This is a genomic window from Streptomyces sp. NPDC048420, assembly GCF_040651535.1.
Classification (GTDB): domain Bacteria; phylum Actinomycetota; class Actinomycetes; order Streptomycetales; family Streptomycetaceae; genus Streptomyces.
The window spans coordinates 21397-39974 of the sequence record NZ_JBEZKG010000002.1 but is presented as its reverse complement, the minus strand read 5'-3'; the positions used below and the strand labels follow the sequence as shown (position 1 = coordinate 39974).

Below are 18578 nucleotides of genomic sequence, written 5' to 3'. Positions count from 1 at the left end.
TATGGCGGTTGGGACGGATCACCTCGCAAGCTTCGGTCATCCAATCACCACCGCCACCCGAACACCGAAGGGGCACCGCAGCATGTCCGCTCTCCGTACTTCCCGCACCCGTCTCGCCGCCGCGGCGGCGACCACGGTCCTCGCCGCGCTCTCCCTGACCGCGTGCAGCAACGGCACAGGCACCCAGGACGAGGGCGCCGCGGCGACCAAGAGCCCCTCCGCCACCGCCACTTCCTCGCCCACGGCCGCCGAGTCCCCGGGTTCCCCGGACTCCACGGGCGCCACGGGTTCCTCCGGCGCCGACTCCGGTTCCGCCGGGGGTTCCACGTCCGCAACCCGCACCCCCGCGTCGAAGGAGCCCGCCGCCTCCACCACTCCGGTCACCTGCGAGGGCTCCAACACCAGGACGGTCGCGGCCCCGCTGACCCGTCCGGTGAACCACATGCTGCTCACGGTGACCAACACCGGCAACAGGACCTGCTTCCTCTACACCTACCCGAGCGTGCAGTTCACCGACGCCCAGTCCGAGCCGCCGGTCATCGAGGACTCCCAGCCGCAGGCGGTCGTCACCCTCGAACCCGGTGAGTCCGGCTACGCTTCCGTGAGCCTGTCCGCCACCGACGGCAGCGGTGCGCACGGCTACACCGCGAAGACCCTGGACGTCTACTTCCACGGCCGCTCCGGCAACGAGAGCGTCGGCAAGGGGGCGAGCCCGGCCCTGCCCGCGAAGGGTGTCTACGTCGACGACTCCCTCAAGGTCACCTACTGGCAGCAGTCGATGGACGACGCCGTCAGCTGGTGAGGTTCTGGATTCGGTGAGCAACAGGATCCGGCAGCCGTGCGGGCGGGCCCTCAGCCATGATCAGCGCACCGGGAAGCCGAACGAGTAGCCCTGCTCCTTGAGCCTGGGGAGGATCAGGCGCAGGGCCTCGACGGTCTGGGAGCGGTCGCCGCCCGCGTCGTGGAAGAGAAGCGTCGGGCCGTTCGGCAGCTCCCGCTCGACGGTGGCGACGATGGCGTCCGTGCCCGGCTGTTCGAAGTCCTTGGTGTCGACGTTCCAGCCCAGCGGGCGCATGCCGTGGGAGGCGGCGAGCTTGCGGCTGTACGGGGTGAAGGCCCCGCCCGGTGCCCGGTAGTACATCGGCCGTACGCCCCCGGACGCCTCGATGATCATGCGCTCGGCGTCGAGGATCTGCTGTGACTGGTAGGCCTCGGACTTCTTGTCCATGGTGGTGTCGTGCGAGACCGAGTGGTCGCACAGCCGGTGCCCGGCCGCGACCACCTGCTTCACCAGGTCCGGGTGGGCCTGCGCCTGCGTGCCCACCATGCAGAACGTGGCCTTCACCCCGTACTCCCGCAGCACGGCGAGGACTTGGGGGGTCCACTCGGGGTCGGGGCCGTCGTCGATGGTGAGGTTGACGCCGTGCGCCCCCGCGTCCGAGGCGTGCGCGATGGTCACGTCGACCGGCTTGACGGCACTGCCCGCCGTCGCCTTCGCCTTCGGCGCCGAACCGCCCTCGACACCGGCCTGCGCGGTCCACATCGAGGCTCCGGCGGCGAGCAGGGTCACCCCGAGTGCCGCGCCGAACACCTTGCCGTACCAGCCCCGTCCGCCGCCGTGCCCTGTCATGCCCGTCCCGCTTTCCCGCAGTTCCTCGCCGATGCGCCGGTCACCCTGTGACCACCTGGCAGGACGAGGAACGGCCGCTCCGGGATGCGTCCGTTACCGATCAAGGACAATCCCGGGGTGGTTCCCGGACACGCCGACGGATGGGCTATCCGCCCGATTTCTGATCATTCGCGCCATAACGTGATGAATATGACGAGAATTCATATGGCTTACCTGGCGTGTGTCGCGGCGCTCATCGGGGCGGGGCTCGGGGCCGCCCCGTCCGCCGGTGCCGTCGGCCACGCGACCCACCTGGTCTTCCCGGGGGAGTCGATCCAGAAGGCGGTGGACGCCGCCGCGGCCGGGGACACCGTCCTGGTGACCTCCGGCACCTACCGCGAGAGCGTCAAGGTGACCACGCCCGGGATCACCCTGCGCGGGATGGGCCGCAGCACCGTCATCGAGCCGGCCACGACGACGACGGCGGCCACGACGGAGAAGGCGGCCAACACCTGTGCCGCGGGCGGCAACGGCATCTGTGTGATCGGGACGAAGGACAAGAACGTCGAGGGAGTCACCGTCGCCTCCCTCACCGTGACCGGCTTCGCCAAGACCGGCGTGTTCGCGACGGCGACCGACGGGCTGACCGTGCGGAACGTGACCGCGGTGAAGAACGGGGTCTGGGGGATCGCCCAGGAGCACTCGGTCCGCGGGGTGTTCCGCAAGAACACCGCCCGCGACAACGGCGACGCCGGACTGTTCCTCGCCAACAGCATCAATACCGAGGCGGGCGCCACGGACACCGAGGGAACCGTGGTCGAACGCAACCGCCTGGAGGGCAACCGGATCGGCGTCACCGTCCGGCGCCTCAGGAACCTCACCGTCGCGAACAACCACGTCACCGGCAACTGCGCGGGCGTCTTCGTCGTGGGCGACGAGAACAAGCCGAAGGCCGGGGCCGTGACCGTGCGCGACAACCACATCGCCGGGAACAACAAGTCCTGCCCCAAGACCGCGCGCCTGGAGGCCCTGCAGGGCTCCGGCATCGTGCTGACCGGCGCCGAGGACAGCCTGGTGACCGGAAACCGGGTCATGGACAACGCCGGCACCTCCTCGATGTCGGGCGGCATCGTCCTGTTCAAGAGCTTCGTGGGCACCACCAGCGAGCGGAACCGCATCACCGGCAACACGCTGCAGGGCAACTCCCCGGCCGACCTCGTCAACGCGGACACCGGCGCGGGAAACACCTTCGACGGCAACACCTGCCGGGCGTCGAAGCCCGCGGGGCTGTGCTGACCGGTCCTGGTCACCCATGAACTCGAAGCAGGAAGGCGACACATGACGACCGCACGGACCGCACAGCCCGCCCCCGCCACCGAGGCCGCGCACCCCGCCCCACCACCGGCCATGCGGCTCAGGGAGCTGGTGTTCGGGGCGGCCTGCGCGGCCGCCGTCCGCGCCGCCGCCCGGCTGGGCGTGGCCGACGCCCTGGGCGAGACCCCGCTGTCCGCGGACCACCTCGCCGCGGCGGTGAAGACCGAACCCAAGCCGCTACGACGGCTGCTGCGGGCCCTGACCTGCTACGGCATCTTCGCCGAGCGCCCCGACGGCACGTTCACGCACACCGACATGTCCCGGTTGCTGCGCGAGGACGACCCGAACAGCCTGCGCGCCATCGCGCTGTGGTGCACCGAGCCGTGGACCTGGGACGCCTGGCCGAAACTGGACGAGGCGGTGCGCTCCGGCCGCAATGTCGTCCAGGAGCTGTACGGCAAGGAGTTCTTCCAGTACCTCAACGAGGACGCCCCCGAGTCGGCGGACGTCTTCAACCGCGCCATGACGACCTCCAGCGTGCAGTCCGCGCGGGACGTCGCGCAGTTCCTCGACCTGTCGGGCAGCACCTCGGTCGCCGACATCGGCGGTGGCCAGGGACACGTGGTGGCGAGCCTGCTGGAGAAGTACCCGTCGCTGCACGGCACCCTGCTCGACCTGCCCCGCGTGGTCGAGAACGCCGACCCACGGCTGCGGGCGGGCGGCACGCTCGCGGACCGGGTGCGCCTGGTGCCCGGCGACTGCCGCGCGGCCGTTCCCGTCCAGGCCGACGTGTACATCATCAAGAACATCCTGGAGTGGGACGACGACAGCACGACCCGCACCCTGCGCAACGTCATCGAGGCGGGCGGCCCGGGTGCACGGATCGTGGTCATCGAGAACCTCGTCGACGACACACCGTCGATGCGGTTCAGCACCGCCATGGACCTGCTGCTGCTCCTGAACGTCGGCGGGGCCAAGCACACCACCGAGAGCATGGTCGGCAGGCTGACGGCGGCGGGCCTGGTCATCGGGGACATCAGCCCGGTCAACCCCTACCTGCACGCCTTCGACTGCACGGTCCCGGCGTGACCGCGTCCGCCGGGCACGCGGGAGCCGCGTGCCCGGCGGACGCTGTACCGCCTTCGGCTCAGGAGCCGCCGTCCCGCTCCCAGAGGTAGAAGCGCTGTGCCATCGCGTCCTTCGGCGAGCGCCAGGTCGCCGGGTCGTACGCGGTGACGTACGCCGACAGCCGTTCGCTGATGTCCCGGAACTCCGGGTGTCCGGCCGCCTTCGCGATGGCCGGTCCGGGGTCCCGCTCGGACTCGATGAGGTGCAGGTACACGTCGCCGAACTGGAAGAGGCTGCGGCGGGCGACGCCCACGAGGTGCGGCAGCTCTCCCCGGTCCGACTCCTCGAACACCTTGGCGATGTCGAGGGCCGACTCCGGGGCCATCCGGGCGACGATCAGGGACTGGTGCATCGGCCTGTCCTCCCTAACCGTCAGTCGGACAGCACCGGCGCGGGCCTGCGTTCCCGGGCGGCCTGTTCGATACGGTCTCGGATGAGCGCCATCTGGACCTTGGAGTTCCGGTTGATGTTGTCCGTCATCCAGTCGTCGTCGACGGGTGCGTCCGGCTTCATCGCGAAGTCCTGCGTCCACACCATCCGCGTGCCCTCGGGCACCTCCTCGTAGCGCCACACGATGTTCATGTGGGCGAACGGCCCGGTCTCGACGCGGCGGGCCCGCACGGTGAGCGAGTCACGGTCCGGCTCCCGCTCCGAGACCCAGCTCCACACCTTGCCGTTCTCGTCCGGGTGCATGGTCAGCCGGAACGTGGTCCGCTCGCCCTCCTGGGAGAGGATCTCGGCCGAGGCGTACTCGCTGAACAGCCGGGGCCAGCCCGCCACGTCGTTGGTGATCTCCCAGACCAGGTCGAGCGGTGCGGCGATGGTGACCTCGTTCTGCGTGTGTCCGGCCATGTCAGGCTCCCGCCATCAGTGCGCTGTTGACGAGGTCGAGGAAGAGCCGGGGTGTCTTGCTCTTCTCCGCGTCCGGAGGCATCGACGCCCCGTACCGGTTCTCCAGCTCGCCCACGATGCCCAGCAGGGCCAGCGAGTCGATGCCGAACGTGTCGAAGCCCGAGTCGTACCCCTGCTGGAGCTTCTCGGGGGCGACGGCGACGCCGGCGGCCTTCTTCATCAGCTCGGACAGCTCTTCCACGGTGATGCGGTCACTCATGCGGTTCCTCTCCTTGCTTCTTACGGATGCTTGCGACGCCCCGCTACGAGGCGCCGCCGGTGCCGAGCCGCAGCACCAGCGCCGAGTTCGACCCCATGACTCCCCGGCTGAGGACCAGCGCGGTGCGCAGTTCGACGGCACGGGCCCGGGTGGTGACGAGGTCCAGGTCGTGGCAGATGTCGAAGACGCCCGGGGTGGGCGGGATCAGGCCGTGCTCCATCGCGAGCACCGCCGCGGCGACGTCCAGGACGGGCGCCGCGCTGTAGGCCCGGCCGAAGGCGGTCTTCGGAGCCGTGACCGGGACCCGGCCGGCGTGCGTGCCCAGGGCGTCCGCGATCGCCTGCGCCTCGGCCCGGTCGGCCGCCGGTACGCCGAGCGCGTCGGCGAAGACCACGTCGATCTCCTCGGGGGCGCAGCCGGCCTGGTCCAGGGCGCCGCGGATGGCCTGGGCCAGCCCCTCCCGGGACTCCTCCCAGCGGGAGGCGCCGGTGAACGTCGAGGCGTGGCCCGCCAGGGTGGCCCGCACGGGCGCGCCCCGCTCCCGGGCCGAGCCCTCCGCCTCCACGACGAGCATGGCGCCCCCCTCGGCGGGCACGAACCCGCAGGCCGTGGCGGTGTACGGGCGGTAGGCGCGGTCCGGGTCGTCCAGGGTGCTCAGCTCCGCGTAGCCGAGCTGGCAGACCATCGAGTAGGGGGCGAGGGGCGCCTCGGTCGCGCCGGCCACCATCACGTCGGTGCCCCGCCGCACGGCCTGTGCCGCGTGCGCCAGCGCGTCGAGCCCGCCGGCCTCGTCGGAGGCGACCACACCGCAGGGGCCCTTGAAGCCGCGGCGGATGGAGATCTGGCCGGTGCTCGCGGCGTAGAACCAGGCGATGGACTGGTACGGCCCGACGAAGCGGCTGCCCTTGCCCCACAGCTTCTGGAGCTCCCGCTGCCCGAACTCGCCGCCGCCCGAACCCGCCGCGGTGACCACGCCCACCGAGAAGGGCGCCTCGTCGGTCGCGGACCGGTCGAGGCCCGCGTCGTCGAGTGCCTGGTCGGCCGCGGCCATCGCGAAGTGCGTGAACCGGTCGGTCTGCACGAGGTAGCGCTCCTCGACCGCCGACGGCGGATCGAAGTCCCGCACCTCACCGGCGACCCGCAGCGGCAGGTCCCCGCAGCCCTCCCGGGTGATCCGGTCCAGGACGCGGATGCCTTCCCTGGCGGACTTCCAGAAGGTGTCGGTGCTGGTTCCGTTGGGCGCGATCACACCGATTCCGGTGACGGCCGCGCGCCGGGGGTGCGGTTCGCTCATCGTGTCTTCTCCCTCGGCAGGTTCAGGATCACCGCGGACTGGAAGCCGCCGAACCCGCTGCCCACGGAGAGCACGTTCCGCAGCCGCCGCTCACGGGCGACGCGCGGGACGTAGTCCAGGTCGCACTCGGGGTCCGGGGTCTCGTAGTTCGCGGTGGGCGGGACGACCTGGTGGACCAGGGCCAGCGCACAGGCGACGAGCTCGATCGCCCCGATCGCGCCGAGGGAGTGGCCCACCATCGACTTGATGGAGCTCATCGGCGTGTCGTAGGCGTGCGCGCCCAGGACCCGTTTGACCGCGGCCGTCTCGTGCCGGTCGTTCTGCTGGGTGCCCGACCCGTGCGCGTTGACATAGTCGATCGCAGTCGGGTCTGTCCTGGCCTGGTCGAGGGCGTCCTCGACGGCCCGGGCCATCTCCAGGCCCTCGGTGGTCAGACCGGTCATGTGGTAGGCGTTGCCGAAGGTGGAGTAACCGCCGAGTTCGCAGTACACGTGCGCGCCGCGGGCCCGGGCGTGCTCCAGCTCCTCCAGGACGAGTACGGCCCCGCCCTCGCCCATGACGAACCCGTTGCGGTCGGCGTCGAAGGGCCGGGAGGCGTGGGCCGGGTCGTCGTTGTTCGGGGAGGTCGCCTTGATCGCGTCGAAGCAGGCCATGGTGATCGGGGAGATCGGCGAGTCCGAGGCGCCGGCTATGCACACGTCGGCCCGGCCCTCCTCGATCGTGTGGAAGGCGTATCCGACCGCGTCGAGCCCCGAGGTGCAGCCGGTGGAGACGGTCTGCACCGGCCCGCGCGCCTCGAAGCGTTCGGCGACCGTCGAGGCGAGGGTGCTGGGGGAGAACGCCCGGTGGAGGTGGGGTTCGGCCTCGCGGTGGTCCACGTCCCAGCGCTGCCCGTGGTGGCTGACGAGGACGTAGTCGTGCTCCAGCCGGGTGGTCCCGCCGACCGCGGTGCCCATGGAGACCCCGACGCGCCAGGGGTTCTCCACGGCGAGGTCGAGCCCGGAGTCGCGTATCGCCTCCTCGCCGGCGACCAGCGCGAACTGGATGTACCGGTCGCAGCGGGCGGTCTGCTCCGCGTCCAGGCCGTGGGCCGCCGGGTCGAAGTCGCACTCGGCGGCGATGCGGGAGCGCAGCCCGGCCGGGTCGAAGAAGGTGATGCCCCGGGTCGCCGTACGGCCGCCCGACAGCAGGTCCCAGAAGGCCGGGACGCCGATGCCGCCCGGGGCGACGACACCGAGGCCGGTGACCGCCACGCGCCTGGTCATGAGCGGACCTGTGAGGGCTCGGCCGCGGCGACGGGAGCCGGCTCCACCGGGATCGGCACGCCGTTCGCGTCCTCGGTGTCGACGTGCCCGAGCGGCGGGCTCGGGGCCAGCGGGCCGAGGTGGAAGACCAGCCGGGCCTCCACCTTGCCCACGTTGCGGAAGCGGTGCCGCATGTGGGCGGGGATCAGGAGCCCCTGCTCGGGCTGGAGAGGATGGGACTCACCGTCCAGGTCCACCTCCAGCTGCCCGCAGACGACGTAGATGAACTCCTCGGAGTACGGGTGGTAGTGCTCGGCGATGCGGTCCCCGGGCTGCACGATGGCCACGCCCATGAAACCGCTGGTGGAGCCGACCGTGGTGGGGGTGAGCATGGCGCGCAGGTCGCCACCGCGCCGGGTGTTGGGCTCGACCTCGCTGAGATCCACGATTCCGGGATGACGAATGATCACGACGTTCCTCCGAACATGTGCTGCATCGACATGTGCCGCACCTACATGTGCCGCACCTACATGAGGGCGTGACCGACACGAGTGGCGTCCCGCCGAGTGGTGCAGGGAGTCCCGGCCGCGCCGGGCGGCCCATGTCCGGCCGCGGCCCCGCACCGGGACGGTCACGACCTGCGACGACACGAAGCCCGTCCGACTGCACCACCCGGCGGGCCGCCACCACCGACACGGCCCGGGTGACGGTGAATCAGGCGTCCGGCGAGCGACGGTCGGTGACGAGTTCCATGCGGGAGCCCGCCAGGAGACGGGAGGGTGCGCCGCCCCCCGCCGGACCGTCCGCCCCGAGGGCCGCACCGTCGAGGAGCGCCGTCAGCTCGGCCGCCTGACCGGGATCGGTGAGACCGAGCACCGGGCCGGAGTCGGTGCCGAGCCCGCCGCGCACGTCCACCAGCCGCACCACGATGTCGTCGCGCTGGAAGATCGTGCTGCGCAGCACCGGACCCTTGGGATCGTCCGCCGCCGCCTCGTCCTGCCGGGCGAGCAGCTCGGCCAGCCGCATCCCCTGACCCTCGCGGGCCGGGTAGTACAACGCGTGCCGCACCGCGTCCGGGCTCTCCTGACCGGCCGTCACATGGTGTACGGCGGGCAGCGCGGCGCGGGTGAAGAAGACCCGGGCGGACTCGGGGTCGTCGAGGTCCCGGTCCTGCTCCAGATAGGGGTTGATGGCCTCCTCGACGGCCCGTACCGAGGGCTGCCGGGCGACGTGGCGCAGTGCGGCGAGCAGGTCGCCGCGCACCTCGATGGCCCGCACCACCCGGTTGCCGTGCATGAACAGGGAGGTGCGGCACAGCCGGGTGGTGTCGTCGACGCGCGGCTCGGGGGAGGCGTAGTCGGCGAGGATCTTCGCGACGGCCTCCTCGCTGCCCGGCTTGACGGTGAAGGTGAGCGCGTGCCGGATCAGGCCGTCGCCGATACGGGGGGAGGCCTGGAGCCGGCGCTTGCCCGCCTTGGTGTCCACCGCCGGTCCGCCGGTCTCGCGCACGATGTGGAAGCGCAGCGACCTGGTGTCCCTGACACAGCTGTGCAGGGGCTCCACCATCCGGACGTGTTCTTCGCTGTTCACCCAGGTCAGGAAGGGCGGGGCGCTCTCCCACTCGCTGGTGATCAGCCACTGGGAGGGGTTCTCGATGGACTGGCACAGCTGGTCGCTGACATGCCCGGGCACGGAGGCGACCTGGTTGCACAGCTGCTCGTATGCCTCCAGGAACTGCTGCTGGGCGCCGTCGTAGACATCGACCAGCAGGACGACACGGAGCCTCGAGCCGTCGAACACGGACTGGGAGACCCGCTGCGACGCCTCTTGTGCAAGTGGTTTCGTGACACGTTCGGACGTGGTGGTCATCCTGCGCACAACTCCTTGGTGGGGGGAACGGACGTCGGTCACAGGGGAGGTGACCTCGGCGTGCCTCGATCCTGTGCCCGCCCTGTGAAGGGCGCGACTCGTGTGCACCGTGCGGGTGATCGACCGGTCGAACGGCCGGGACGGGCTCAGTAGAGGTGGGCGAACACCACCAGGTTGTCCGTGTAGTCCTTGGCCGTACGGTCGTATTCGCCGGCGCAGGTGATGAGCCGGACCTGGGCCTGGTCCGTGTCGCCGTACACCCGTCGGCTGGGGAAGTCGTCCTTCTCGAAGGTCTCCGCGCTGTCGACCACGAAGGACGCCCGGCGCCCGTCGGCCCGTTCGACGTGGAAGACGTCCCCCTTCTCCAGTTCCCCGAGGTCCGCGAAGACCGCCGCCGACGTCGCCGTGTCCACATGCCCGGCGATGATCGACGTGCCCACCTCACCGGGGGAGGCGCCCTTGGCGTACCAGCCGACGAGGTTCGTGTCGGCGGCGGGCGGTGGTTCCAGCTGTCCCGTGCGGCCGATCTCGAGCTTGGTGAAGGGGGCGTCGACCGAGATCTTCGGGATGAGCAGGCGCACGGGCGCCGATCGCGGCAGCTGCCGGCCCGTCGCGCGTGCCGTCGGCCGGTCCGCCGGGTTACCCGCCGCCGGAGCCGACGCGGAGACGGGTGCGGGTGCGGCCCGTGGGGGGAGGGAGGCGTCGCCGGGCGACGAGTCGTTGCCGCCGAACAGGCTCACGGCCAGCGCCAGGATCGCTACGGCGCCGAGCACGAGCCTGGTGTTGGATCCCCGTCCGTTCCCGGCCGGTTCACCGCCGCCGAGGTTGTCGAAGGGGCGGCTGCCGGGGTTGTCTGCGGGGGAAGAGGGACGAACTGCCAACGGAATCAACCTCACCGGGGCACGGCGGCACATCGGACGGGAGAGAGGGTTCGGGGAGAGCCGCCGGGCCGCCACGCGGCGCGCACGCGTGGCGGCCTCAGCGGCTATCGCATCCGGCATGGGTCAGGCCATGCTTCCGGCGGTCCTCTTGCGACGCGCCGCGTAGAGCCCGGTTCCGACGACCGCCAGGACGGCGAGTCCGCCCGCGGTCATGTCCGGCGAGGCCAGCGCGCCGCCGCCGGTGTGCATGCCACCCCTGGGCTTCTCGTGGCCGCCGCTCCAGCCACCGTCCTCCTGCTTGCCGCTGGAGTCCTTGCCGTGCTCGTCCTTGTTCTTGTAGGTCTCCGGGTCGTGCTTGGGGTCCTTCGTGGTGCCCCAGTCGTCCGCGTTCACCGCGGTCAGCGCGCCGCCACCGGTGTGCATGCCACCGTGCGGCTTGTCGTGGTCGCTGCCCTTGTCGTGCTCCTTGTCGTGCTCCTTGCTGTAGCCGGAGTCCGTCTGGTCCCAGTCGTCGCCGGCCGCGTAGGCGCCGGGGGCACCGAGAACGAGGACGGTCGAAGCGGCCGCGGTGGCCAGGATCATGCGAGCAGAGCGCATCTGACGTTCCTTCCGTCGGCGGCCGGGCAGCTGCTGCTTCGTCAGCTGGAGTGGCCCGCCGCGACATGATCCACCGTCAGCCAGTTGCCCTTCCCCCACCACTCAGGACGATCACATGGGTGAAACCGCCCGGGTCCCCGGCGCCCGAGGGAGCCCTCCGGCACATCTGACGAAACGTCTGACGCCACGTCCGGCACGGTGCCTGACGTGGCGTCCGATCGACGTATACGCGCAGCTCAGTCCAGGGACAGCAGCCTGGTCAGGACCTGACGCAGCATCGACTGCGCATCCGGGACCGGCCCCGGCGACCGCCAGGCCACGAACCCGTCGGGCCGCACGAGTACGGCACCCTCGGGCGTCGTCCCGTGGGCGGCCGCCCAGTCCGCGCCGCCCTCGGGAACCAGCTCGGCATGGGCTCCCTGGCCCAGGCGGTACGAGGTCAGCGGGACGGACATCTCCTCGGCCAGGCCTACGGCGGCCCCGTGCCAGCCGCCCGGGCCACCGGCGTCGGCGCCGCTGAGCAGGACGAACGACCGCTCGTAGAGGTCCAGCGTGGAGATCCGTTCACCTCGGTGCCGGACCGCCAGATGGGGTGCTCTGCTGCCGGGTGCACCGGACAGGTCGAGGCGTTCGGGGACGACCGGGGCCGCCGGGTCGGTGCCGACGACGGCGCCCTGCGGATAGCGGTAGCCGAGGGCCACGTTGAGGATGCCGCGCTGCGGGCCACTGCCACCTGCACCGCCGCCGCCCGCGCCGGGCGGCGGGGCGAAACCGGGGTGGCTGTGCTCCACCGACCGTGCGGCGGCCCGGGCGCTGGTCGCCTCCGCCACCGGGCGGCGCTCGGCGTCGTAGGTGTCGAGGAGCCCCTCGCCGGCCCAGCCGCCGAGCACCGCGGCCAGCTTCCAGGCGAGGTTGTGCGCGTCCTGGATACCGGTGTTGGAGCCGAACGCCCCGGTGGGGGACATCTCGTGGGCCGAGTCACCGGCCAGCAGGACACGGCCCGACCGGTAGCTCCGGGCGACCCGCTGGGCGGCGTGCCAGGGAGCCCGGCCGGTGATCTGTACGTCGAGGTCGGCGACCCCGACCGCGCGGCGGATGTGCTCGACGCACCGCTCGTCGGTGAACTCCTCCAGGGTTTCCCCGAGTTCGGGGTGCCAGGGGGCGTGGAAGACCCACTTCTCCCGGTTGTCCACGGGCAGCAGGGCGCCGTCGGCCTCCGGGTCGGTCAGATAGCAGACGATGAAGCGGCGCTCGCCCACGACCTCGGCGAGACCGCGGGAGCGGAAGGTGATGCTGACGTTGCTGAACAGGTCACCCGGACCGCTCTGGCCGATGCCGAGCTGCTCGCGGACGGGGCTGCGGGGGCCGTCGGCGGCGACGAGGTAGTCCGCCCGGATCGTGGTGTGCTCGCCGGTCTCCCGGCTCTTGACGATGGCGGTGACGCCGTCGGGTGCGCTCTCGAACGACAGCAGTTCGGTGCCGTAGCGCAGGTCGCCGCCGAGCCGCTCGGCGTGCTCCAGCAGCACCGGCTCCAGGTCGTTCTGGCTGCACAGACACCAGGAGCTGGGGCTGAAGCGGGCCAGGCCGCCGCCCGCGTCGATCTCCTTGAACAGCCACTCGCCCGCGTCACCGACGAGGGTGGGCGTCTGCAGGATCCCGTGGTTGTCGGCCAGTGTGGCGGCGGCCTCCCGGATCCCCCGCTCCACGCCGGCCGTCCGGAACAGCTCCATGGTGCGGACGTTGTTGCCCCGGCCGCGGGGGTGGATGGAGGTGCCCGCGTGGCGCTCCACCAGGGTGTGGCGTACGCCCAACCGGCCCAGGAACAGTGAGGTCGACAGGCCGACGAGGGAACCGCCGACGATGAGGACCGGGACCTGATGGGTCGTGAGGTCGGGGTGGTCGGCTCTCTGTTGCATCGCTTGCCTCCAGCGCGTCGGTCCGCCGATCCGGCCGGGTCCGGCCGCGAGCTACATGCATGCCCCACGCCACGTACGCAACCGCAAGCTTCACCCGCTTAACCCGTCTGGTTCGCCGAGTCGGCGGGTACGGGTAGTCTAGGTAGACCGACCTACCTACTTAAGGAAGTGAATGAGCGACACCCCCGCGAGTGCGGCTGCGACAGGGCGGCGGCGTCCCGCCCGGGAGCGGTTGCTGGCCGCCGCAGCCCGCCGGTTCTACGCCGACGGCGTGGCCGCCACCGGCATCGACACAATCACCGCCGACGCGGGCGTGGCGAAGATGAGCCTGTACAACAACTTCTCCTCCAAGGCCGATCTGGTCCGCGCCTACCTGGACGCCCGGCACGAGGAGTGGCTCGGGCTGTACCGGGCGCGGCTGGAGCGGACCCAGGGCCCGCGCGACGGTGTGCTGGCGGTCTTCGACGCCTACGCCGATCACGCCGCCTTCGCCTACGAGCACGGGTTCCGGGGTTGCGGACTGCTCAACGCCGCCGCGGAGCTCCCGGCCGGGGACGAGGGCCGGGACGTGGTCCGTGCCCACAAGGAGGAGGTGGAGCGGCTGATCGCGGGGCACCTGGAGCGACTGCTGCCCACCCGGCCCGACGAAGCCCGGGCCACAGCCGAGCACCTCGCCTTCCTGCTGGAGGGCGCGATGGCCCGCGCGGGCCTCGAAGGCGACGGCGAACGACTCCAGCACGCCCGGTCGCTCGCGGCGGCCCTGCTGGACCGGCTGTGAAGGGCGCGGGACCGGGCCGGTTCGCCGGGACGGGGGCGCTGTGCGTGCTGGCGGCCGCCGTGCTGTGGGGGACGACGGGTACGGCCGCCACCTTCGCCCCGGGCGTGGGCCCGCTCGCGGTCGGCGCCGTCGCGATGGGCCTCGGCGGACTCCTCCAGGCCCTCGCCGCCACCCGGCAGATCATCCGCAACACCGGCCGCCTGCGCGAACAACGCGGCACAGTGCTCCTCGGCGCGGTCTCGGTGGCGGTCTACCCCCTCGCCTTCTACACCTCGATGCACCTGGCCGGGGTCGCCACCGGCACCGTGGTCTCGATCGGCACCGCGCCGCTGGCCTCGACGGTCATCGAACGTGTCCTGGACGGCCGTAGGCTCACCCGCCGCTGGCTGCTCGCCGCCACCCTCGGCCTGCTCGGCACCGCCCTGCTGTGCGTGGCCCAAGCCGCCCACGGCACCGGTGACACGGGCCAGGCATCCACGGCCGGCACACTGCTCGGCGTCGCCCTTGGCCTGGTGGCCGCCGCGACCTACGCCCTCTACTCCTGGGCCGCACACCGGCTCATCACCCGCCGCATCCCCTCTCGCGCGGCGATGGGCGCGGTCTTCGGCCTGGGCGGCCTGCTCCTCGTCCCCGTCCTGCTGGCGACCGGGGCCCCGCTCGTCGCCTCCTGGTCCAACGCGGCGGTCGGCGCCTACATGGCGCTGGTCCCGATGTTCGCCGGCTACGTACTGTTCGGCTGGGGGCTCGCTCATGTGCCCGCCAGCACCGCCACCACGCTGTCCCTGCTCGAACCCGCCGTGGCGGCCGTCCTCGCCGTCGTGATCGTCGGCGAACGCCTGCCCGCGGTCGGCTGGACCGGCCTGGCGCTGATCATCGCCTGCCTGGTCGTCCTCACGGCGCCGACGCCCATACGCCGCCGGCGCCGGGCTCGGTCCGAGGGGTGTAGCGGGCTGCACCAGGGGTTCGGGTGAAGGCTCCCTCGTGACGTGAGCCGCCGGACGGGATCGTGGACGACGGATCGAAGAGATCCGGAAAAGCCCACCCCGCGCTCCCCGCGTCCGTCCCGGAAGGCCACCCCCGTGAAGCCCGTGAAGCCCGTGAAGTCCTTGAAGACCGCCACCTCTCCCTTCGCCGACCTCTTCCTGTGGAGCACGTTCGCCGTGGGCCTCGCCATGAGCGCGGGCGGCGCGGAAGCCCTTCTCGACGGCACCGCCAAGACCGCCGCCACGATCGCCGGTGGTGTGGTGGCCCTGATCGCCGGTTCACGGATCGCGAAGAAGCCGAAGATCAAGGCGTTCCTGGGCCGCCCGGGCACCCTGTGGTTCCTGTTCCTCTTCAACGGCGGCACCGCCGCGGCCCTGTACTTCACCATGGACGGCGCAAAGGGCATCATCGGCGCGGCCTGCATGGGCCTGGTCTCCCTGGGCGCGGCAGGCGGCCTGCTCACGAGCCACCGCCATCGTGCGGCGCGGGCGACAGAGTCGGCGTAGGTGCGGGAGGTCTCGGTCGTCGGCCGAGGGTCTGCGGTCCGGCCGCTGCCGTCAGGTGCAGGTGAGGAGGCGAGGCCGCCGCGGGTGGTCTCGTCGCGAGCCGCCGCCACCGGGCAGACGACGGTGGCGGTGTGGCCGCGGGAAGGCTCGCGGGTACGGCGTCTCCGAGCCGGGCCGGGGCACCGGCGTCCCGGACCCTCGCCGAGCACCTCGCGCGCAGCCGGGCCGTCCGTCCTGGCAGCCGCGGCCCCGCGACCGCGACACTCGCGCGGGCGTACGGCCCGCGCGTCCGGGTCACCCCCGATGCGCACCCGAACGGTCGGACGCCGCCTTCGCGGCACGGCGGTACTCGGCGTTGATGCGCTGCGCCTCCTCGAGCTGGTCCTCGAGGATGACGATGCGGCAGGCGGCCTCGATCGGCGTTCCCCGGTCGACGAGCTCGCGGGCGCGGGCGGCGATCCGCAGCTGGTAGCGGGAGTACCGGCGATGCCCGCCCTCCGAGCGCAGCGGCGTGATCAGACGAGCCTCCCCGAGAGCACGCAGGAACGCCGGGGTGGTGCCCAGCATCTCGGCGGCCCGGCCCATGGTGTACGCGGGGTAGTCGTCGTCGTCCAGACGATCGCTGAGCGGGTTATCTGCTGCCATGTCACCTCGTAGTGCAACGCGTCGAGGGGCCCCGATGCCGTACGGCACCAGGGCCCCGAAGGGAATTCAACACCATCTGCCGGCCGTCATGCTGCGCCGACCTTCTCTGGCTGCGTGACCGGGGACCACCATCCAATCCTGGGCCTTGCGGTACTGGCCTGGAACTTCAGGTACTGCTACCCGGCAGTTCATGTCTGCCGGGTCTCCCTTGACTGTGTTGATGAGAAAAACAGTAACCGGTCCAGGATCCAATGTCTACTGCGACAAGAGCAGATTTTGGTGTTCGAGGGCCACAGCCAAGCTGGTGCCGACGACCGTGGGCCAACAGAGAGGGCCCCGCCGACGTACGTCGGCGGGGCCCTCTTCGGTTCTGTGACGGGTCAGGCAGCGGTGCCGGACCCCGAGCCGGTCCGCCGCGGCCCCCTGCGCCGCGACGCCTCGCCGACGGGCCGGCCCTGCCCGGACTGTCCGCTCTGGCCCTGTCCCCGGCGTCCCCGACGGCCGCGGGACGGCGAGGAGGACGCCGCGCGGGGCCGCTCGGGCTCGGGCGCGGTGATGACGACCGGGACCCCGGAAGGCGCCTGGGCACCCGTGATGCGGCTCAGCTCGGCCTCCCCCGAGCGCACCTGGGCGATCTGGGGAGTGATGCCGGCCGAGGTCATCAGCCGGCTCACCTCACGACGCTGGCCGGGGGTCACCAGGGTGACGACACTGCCGGACTCGCCGGCCCGGGCCGTACGACCGCCGCGGTGCAGGTAGTCCTTGTGGTCGCTGGGCGGGTCCACGTTGACGACCAGGTCGAGGTCGTCGACGTGGATACCGCGGGCCGCGACGTTGGTCGCCACCAGGACCGTGACATGCCCGGTCTTGAACTGGGCCAGGGTCCGCGTGCGCTGCGGCTGGGACTTGCCGCCGTGCAGGGCCGCGGCCCGGACACCGCTGCTCAGCAGGTGCTTGGTCAGCCGGTCCACCGCGTGCTTGGTGTCGAGGAACATGATCACCCGGCCGTCCCGTGCCGCGATCTCGGTGGTCGTCCGGTGCTTGTCCGCCTCGTGCACATGGAGGACGTGGTGCTCCATCGTGGTGACCGCGCCGGCGGAGGGGTCGACCGAGTGGACGACGGGGTCGTGCAGGTAGTTGCGCACCAGCCGGTCGACGTTGCGGTCCAGGGTGGCCGAGAAGAGCATCCGCTGCCCGTCGGGGCGCACCTGGTCCAGGAGTGCGGTGACCTGGGGCATGAAGCCCATGTCGGCCATCTGGTCGGCCTCGTCGAGGACCGTGATGCCGACCTCGTCGAGCCGGCAGTCGCCCCGCTCGATGAGGTCCTTGAGCCGCCCGGGGGTCGCGACGACCACCTCGGCGCCGGCGCGCAGCGCACTGGCCTGTCGGCCGATGGACATCCCGCCGACGACGGTGGCCAGCCTCAGGCTCAGCGAGCGGGCGTACGGCGTGAGCGCGTCGGTGACCTGCTGGGCGAGCTCGCGGGTGGGGACCAGAACGAGGACGAACGGCTGCCGCGGCTCGGCCCGGCGTCCCGCCGTACGCGCGAGTGCGGCGAGTCCGAAGGCGAGGGTCTTGCCGGAACCGGTGCGGCCCCGGCCGAGCACGTCACGACCGGCCAGGGAGTTCGGCAGGGTCGCCGCCTGGATCGGGAACGGCACGGTCACGCCTTCGCGGCCGAGCGTGGCCAGCAGCTGCTTGGGCATGGCGAGATCGGCGAAGGCCTCGACGGGGGGCAGCGCGGGCGTGATCGTCTTCGGCGGCGCGAACTCGCCCTGTACGGCCGGTCGCTTTCCGGGCGCCTTCGCACGGCGCGGAGCGCCGACGCGGTTGGAGGCGGTGCCTCCGCCGCGGCGGTCATGGGTGCGGGTGGTACGCCTGCTGTTGTTCATACGGAGATCTCCTTGATACGGCGCGCAGCAAGGGATTCCCGCAGCAGACGAGCGGCGCAGAGAATCGCGAGAACGAGCCAGATCGATGGGGGCCGCGCCTGAAACGCGGCGAGCCGGGTCCCGCACCCCGAGGTGCGGGACCCAGCTGCGAAGTTTGCGCGGGTGCGCTGCGCCGGTGTCAGGCGGAAACGATGTTCTCGGCCGTCGGGCCCTTCTGGCCCTGCGCGATGTCGAAGGACACCTTCTGGCCTTCCAGCAGCTCACGGAAGCCCTGGGCGGCGATGTTCGAGTAGTGGGCGAAGACGTCGGGGCCGCCGCCGTCCTGCTCGATGAAGCCGAAGCCCTTTTCCGAGTTGAACCACTTCACGGTACCGGTAGCCATGTCATTTCTCCTTCGGAGACGGTTTCAGGAATTCACCCTGCGTGAATTCCGTGTCGCCGTGCTGATTAACCCGTCGGAAATGAACCTTCTGGCAACCACACCTGCAACTGGCGTCGACACTAGCACGGTGCGACGGGCCGCGTGCGGCCGGTAATTCCGATCCGCCCGGCGGTCGGGGAATACTTGCCGTGCCCCGTGTCTATTTCTCATTTCACGGGTACAGATATTGCCCACCGTGGCCGCGGCCCGGCGGCCGCGCCCCTCCGTCCGCAGCCCTGTGACCTCCTCCGACGGGTGATGTGGCACCACGACCCGCGGAGCGGACGACCCGACGGCGAACGCACCGAAACCCCGTTCCCGCGACGAAGGTCACATCCGTCAGGGAGCACGCATGCGCCTTCTACGGGCCGCTGTCTCGGGCCGTGGCC

General features: G+C 71.5%; 20 protein-coding genes. 6 read left to right on the top strand and 14 right to left on the bottom strand.

What is annotated here, in order from left to right; genetic code table 11:
• Nucleotides 1–82: 82 nt before the first annotated feature.
• Complete coding sequence (locus tag AB0D34_RS02860; RefSeq protein ID WP_362655508.1) at nucleotides 83–802, top strand: DUF4232 domain-containing protein; 720 nt, start codon at nucleotides 83–85, stop codon at nucleotides 800–802.
• Between the two features lie 60 nt (nucleotides 803–862).
• On the opposite strand, the gene AB0D34_RS02855 is transcribed toward AB0D34_RS02860, so the two are convergent.
• Nucleotides 863–1630: a polysaccharide deacetylase family protein gene (locus AB0D34_RS02855; RefSeq protein ID WP_362655505.1), complete on the bottom strand. Its 768-nt coding sequence runs from the start codon at nucleotides 1628–1630 to the stop codon at nucleotides 863–865.
• Between the two features lie 189 nt (nucleotides 1631–1819).
• On the opposite strand from AB0D34_RS02855, the gene AB0D34_RS02850 reads away from it, so the two are divergent.
• Together AB0D34_RS02850 and AB0D34_RS02845 are read left to right on the top strand one after the other, a co-directional pair.
• Complete coding sequence (locus AB0D34_RS02850) at nucleotides 1820–2905, top strand: right-handed parallel beta-helix repeat-containing protein (protein ID WP_362655502.1); 1086 nt, start codon at nucleotides 1820–1822, stop codon at nucleotides 2903–2905.
• Nucleotides 2906–2947: 42 nt separating this feature from the next.
• Nucleotides 2948–4012, top strand: coding sequence for a methyltransferase (locus AB0D34_RS02845; RefSeq protein WP_362655500.1), 1065 nt, complete (start codon nucleotides 2948–2950; stop codon nucleotides 4010–4012).
• A 58-nt stretch (nucleotides 4013–4070) separates the two neighbouring features.
• On the opposite strand, the gene AB0D34_RS02840 is transcribed toward AB0D34_RS02845, so the two are convergent.
• From AB0D34_RS02840 to AB0D34_RS02795, 10 genes are all read right to left on the bottom strand, one after another.
• Entirely contained in the window at nucleotides 4071–4403 is a 333-nt protein-coding gene (locus AB0D34_RS02840; protein WP_362655497.1) for a TcmI family type II polyketide cyclase, read from the bottom strand.
• 20 nt (nucleotides 4404–4423) lie between these two features.
• Nucleotides 4424–4903, bottom strand: coding sequence for an SRPBCC family protein (locus AB0D34_RS02835; protein WP_362655494.1), 480 nt, complete (start codon nucleotides 4901–4903; stop codon nucleotides 4424–4426).
• A 1-nt stretch (nucleotide 4904) separates the two neighbouring features.
• Complete coding sequence (locus AB0D34_RS02830) at nucleotides 4905–5162, bottom strand: acyl carrier protein (protein ID WP_362655491.1); 258 nt, start codon at nucleotides 5160–5162, stop codon at nucleotides 4905–4907.
• 43 nt (nucleotides 5163–5205) lie between these two features.
• Nucleotides 5206–6456, bottom strand: coding sequence for a ketosynthase chain-length factor (locus AB0D34_RS02825; RefSeq protein WP_362655488.1), 1251 nt, complete (start codon nucleotides 6454–6456; stop codon nucleotides 5206–5208).
• Nucleotides 6453–7721: a beta-ketoacyl-[acyl-carrier-protein] synthase family protein gene (locus tag AB0D34_RS02820; protein ID WP_362655485.1), complete on the bottom strand. Its 1269-nt coding sequence runs from the start codon at nucleotides 7719–7721 to the stop codon at nucleotides 6453–6455. The genes AB0D34_RS02825 and AB0D34_RS02820 overlap by 4 nt, the downstream gene beginning before the upstream one ends.
• Nucleotides 7718–8170, bottom strand: a complete 453-nt coding sequence (locus AB0D34_RS02815) for a cupin domain-containing protein (RefSeq protein WP_362655482.1) — start codon at nucleotides 8168–8170, stop codon at nucleotides 7718–7720. The genes AB0D34_RS02820 and AB0D34_RS02815 overlap by 4 nt, the downstream gene beginning before the upstream one ends.
• 244 nt (nucleotides 8171–8414) lie before the next feature.
• On the bottom strand, nucleotides 8415–9569 hold the full coding sequence (locus AB0D34_RS02810) for a SchA/CurD-like domain-containing protein (protein WP_362655480.1): 1155 nt from the start codon (nucleotides 9567–9569) through the stop codon (nucleotides 8415–8417).
• 146 nt (nucleotides 9570–9715) lie between these two features.
• Nucleotides 9716–10342, bottom strand: a complete 627-nt coding sequence (locus AB0D34_RS02805) for a class F sortase (protein WP_362656605.1) — start codon at nucleotides 10340–10342, stop codon at nucleotides 9716–9718.
• A 231-nt stretch (nucleotides 10343–10573) separates the two neighbouring features.
• Entirely contained in the window at nucleotides 10574–11047 is a 474-nt protein-coding gene (locus tag AB0D34_RS02800) for a hypothetical protein (RefSeq protein WP_362655477.1), read from the bottom strand.
• Between the two features lie 236 nt (nucleotides 11048–11283).
• Nucleotides 11284–12963, bottom strand: coding sequence for an FAD-dependent monooxygenase (locus tag AB0D34_RS02795; RefSeq protein WP_362655474.1), 1680 nt, complete (start codon nucleotides 12961–12963; stop codon nucleotides 11284–11286).
• Nucleotides 12964–13135: 172 nt separating this feature from the next.
• Between AB0D34_RS02795 and AB0D34_RS02790 the strand changes: the two genes are divergently transcribed.
• The 3 genes from AB0D34_RS02790 to AB0D34_RS02780 all read left to right on the top strand — a co-directional run bounded on the left by AB0D34_RS02790 (nucleotide 13136) and on the right by AB0D34_RS02780 (nucleotide 15231).
• A complete protein-coding gene (locus AB0D34_RS02790; RefSeq protein WP_362655472.1) occupies nucleotides 13136–13741 on the top strand; it encodes a TetR/AcrR family transcriptional regulator in 606 nt (201 codons plus the stop codon).
• Nucleotides 13738–14712, top strand: coding sequence for a DMT family transporter (locus AB0D34_RS02785; protein WP_362655469.1), 975 nt, complete (start codon nucleotides 13738–13740; stop codon nucleotides 14710–14712). Before AB0D34_RS02790 ends, AB0D34_RS02785 begins: the two co-directional genes overlap by 4 nt.
• Before the next feature lie 126 nt (nucleotides 14713–14838).
• On the top strand, nucleotides 14839–15231 hold the full coding sequence (locus AB0D34_RS02780) for a hypothetical protein (protein WP_362655466.1): 393 nt from the start codon (nucleotides 14839–14841) through the stop codon (nucleotides 15229–15231).
• 294 nt (nucleotides 15232–15525) lie between these two features.
• Here the strand turns inward: AB0D34_RS02780 and AB0D34_RS02775 are convergent, their stop codons facing one another.
• The 3 genes from AB0D34_RS02775 to AB0D34_RS02765 all read right to left on the bottom strand — a co-directional run bounded on the left by AB0D34_RS02775 (nucleotide 15526) and on the right by AB0D34_RS02765 (nucleotide 18150).
• The gene (locus AB0D34_RS02775; RefSeq protein ID WP_362655463.1) at nucleotides 15526–15876 is read right to left on the bottom strand and encodes a helix-turn-helix domain-containing protein; all 351 of its coding nucleotides are present in this window, start codon (nucleotides 15874–15876) and stop codon (nucleotides 15526–15528) included.
• A 380-nt stretch (nucleotides 15877–16256) separates the two neighbouring features.
• Nucleotides 16257–17768 carry a DEAD/DEAH box helicase gene (locus tag AB0D34_RS02770; RefSeq protein ID WP_362655460.1) on the bottom strand — a complete coding sequence of 504 codons (1512 nt, stop codon included), beginning with the start codon at nucleotides 17766–17768 and terminating at the stop codon, nucleotides 16257–16259.
• Between the two features lie 178 nt (nucleotides 17769–17946).
• The gene (locus tag AB0D34_RS02765) at nucleotides 17947–18150 is read right to left on the bottom strand and encodes a cold-shock protein (RefSeq protein WP_362655457.1); all 204 of its coding nucleotides are present in this window, start codon (nucleotides 18148–18150) and stop codon (nucleotides 17947–17949) included.
• Nucleotides 18151–18578: the final 428 nt, after the last annotated feature.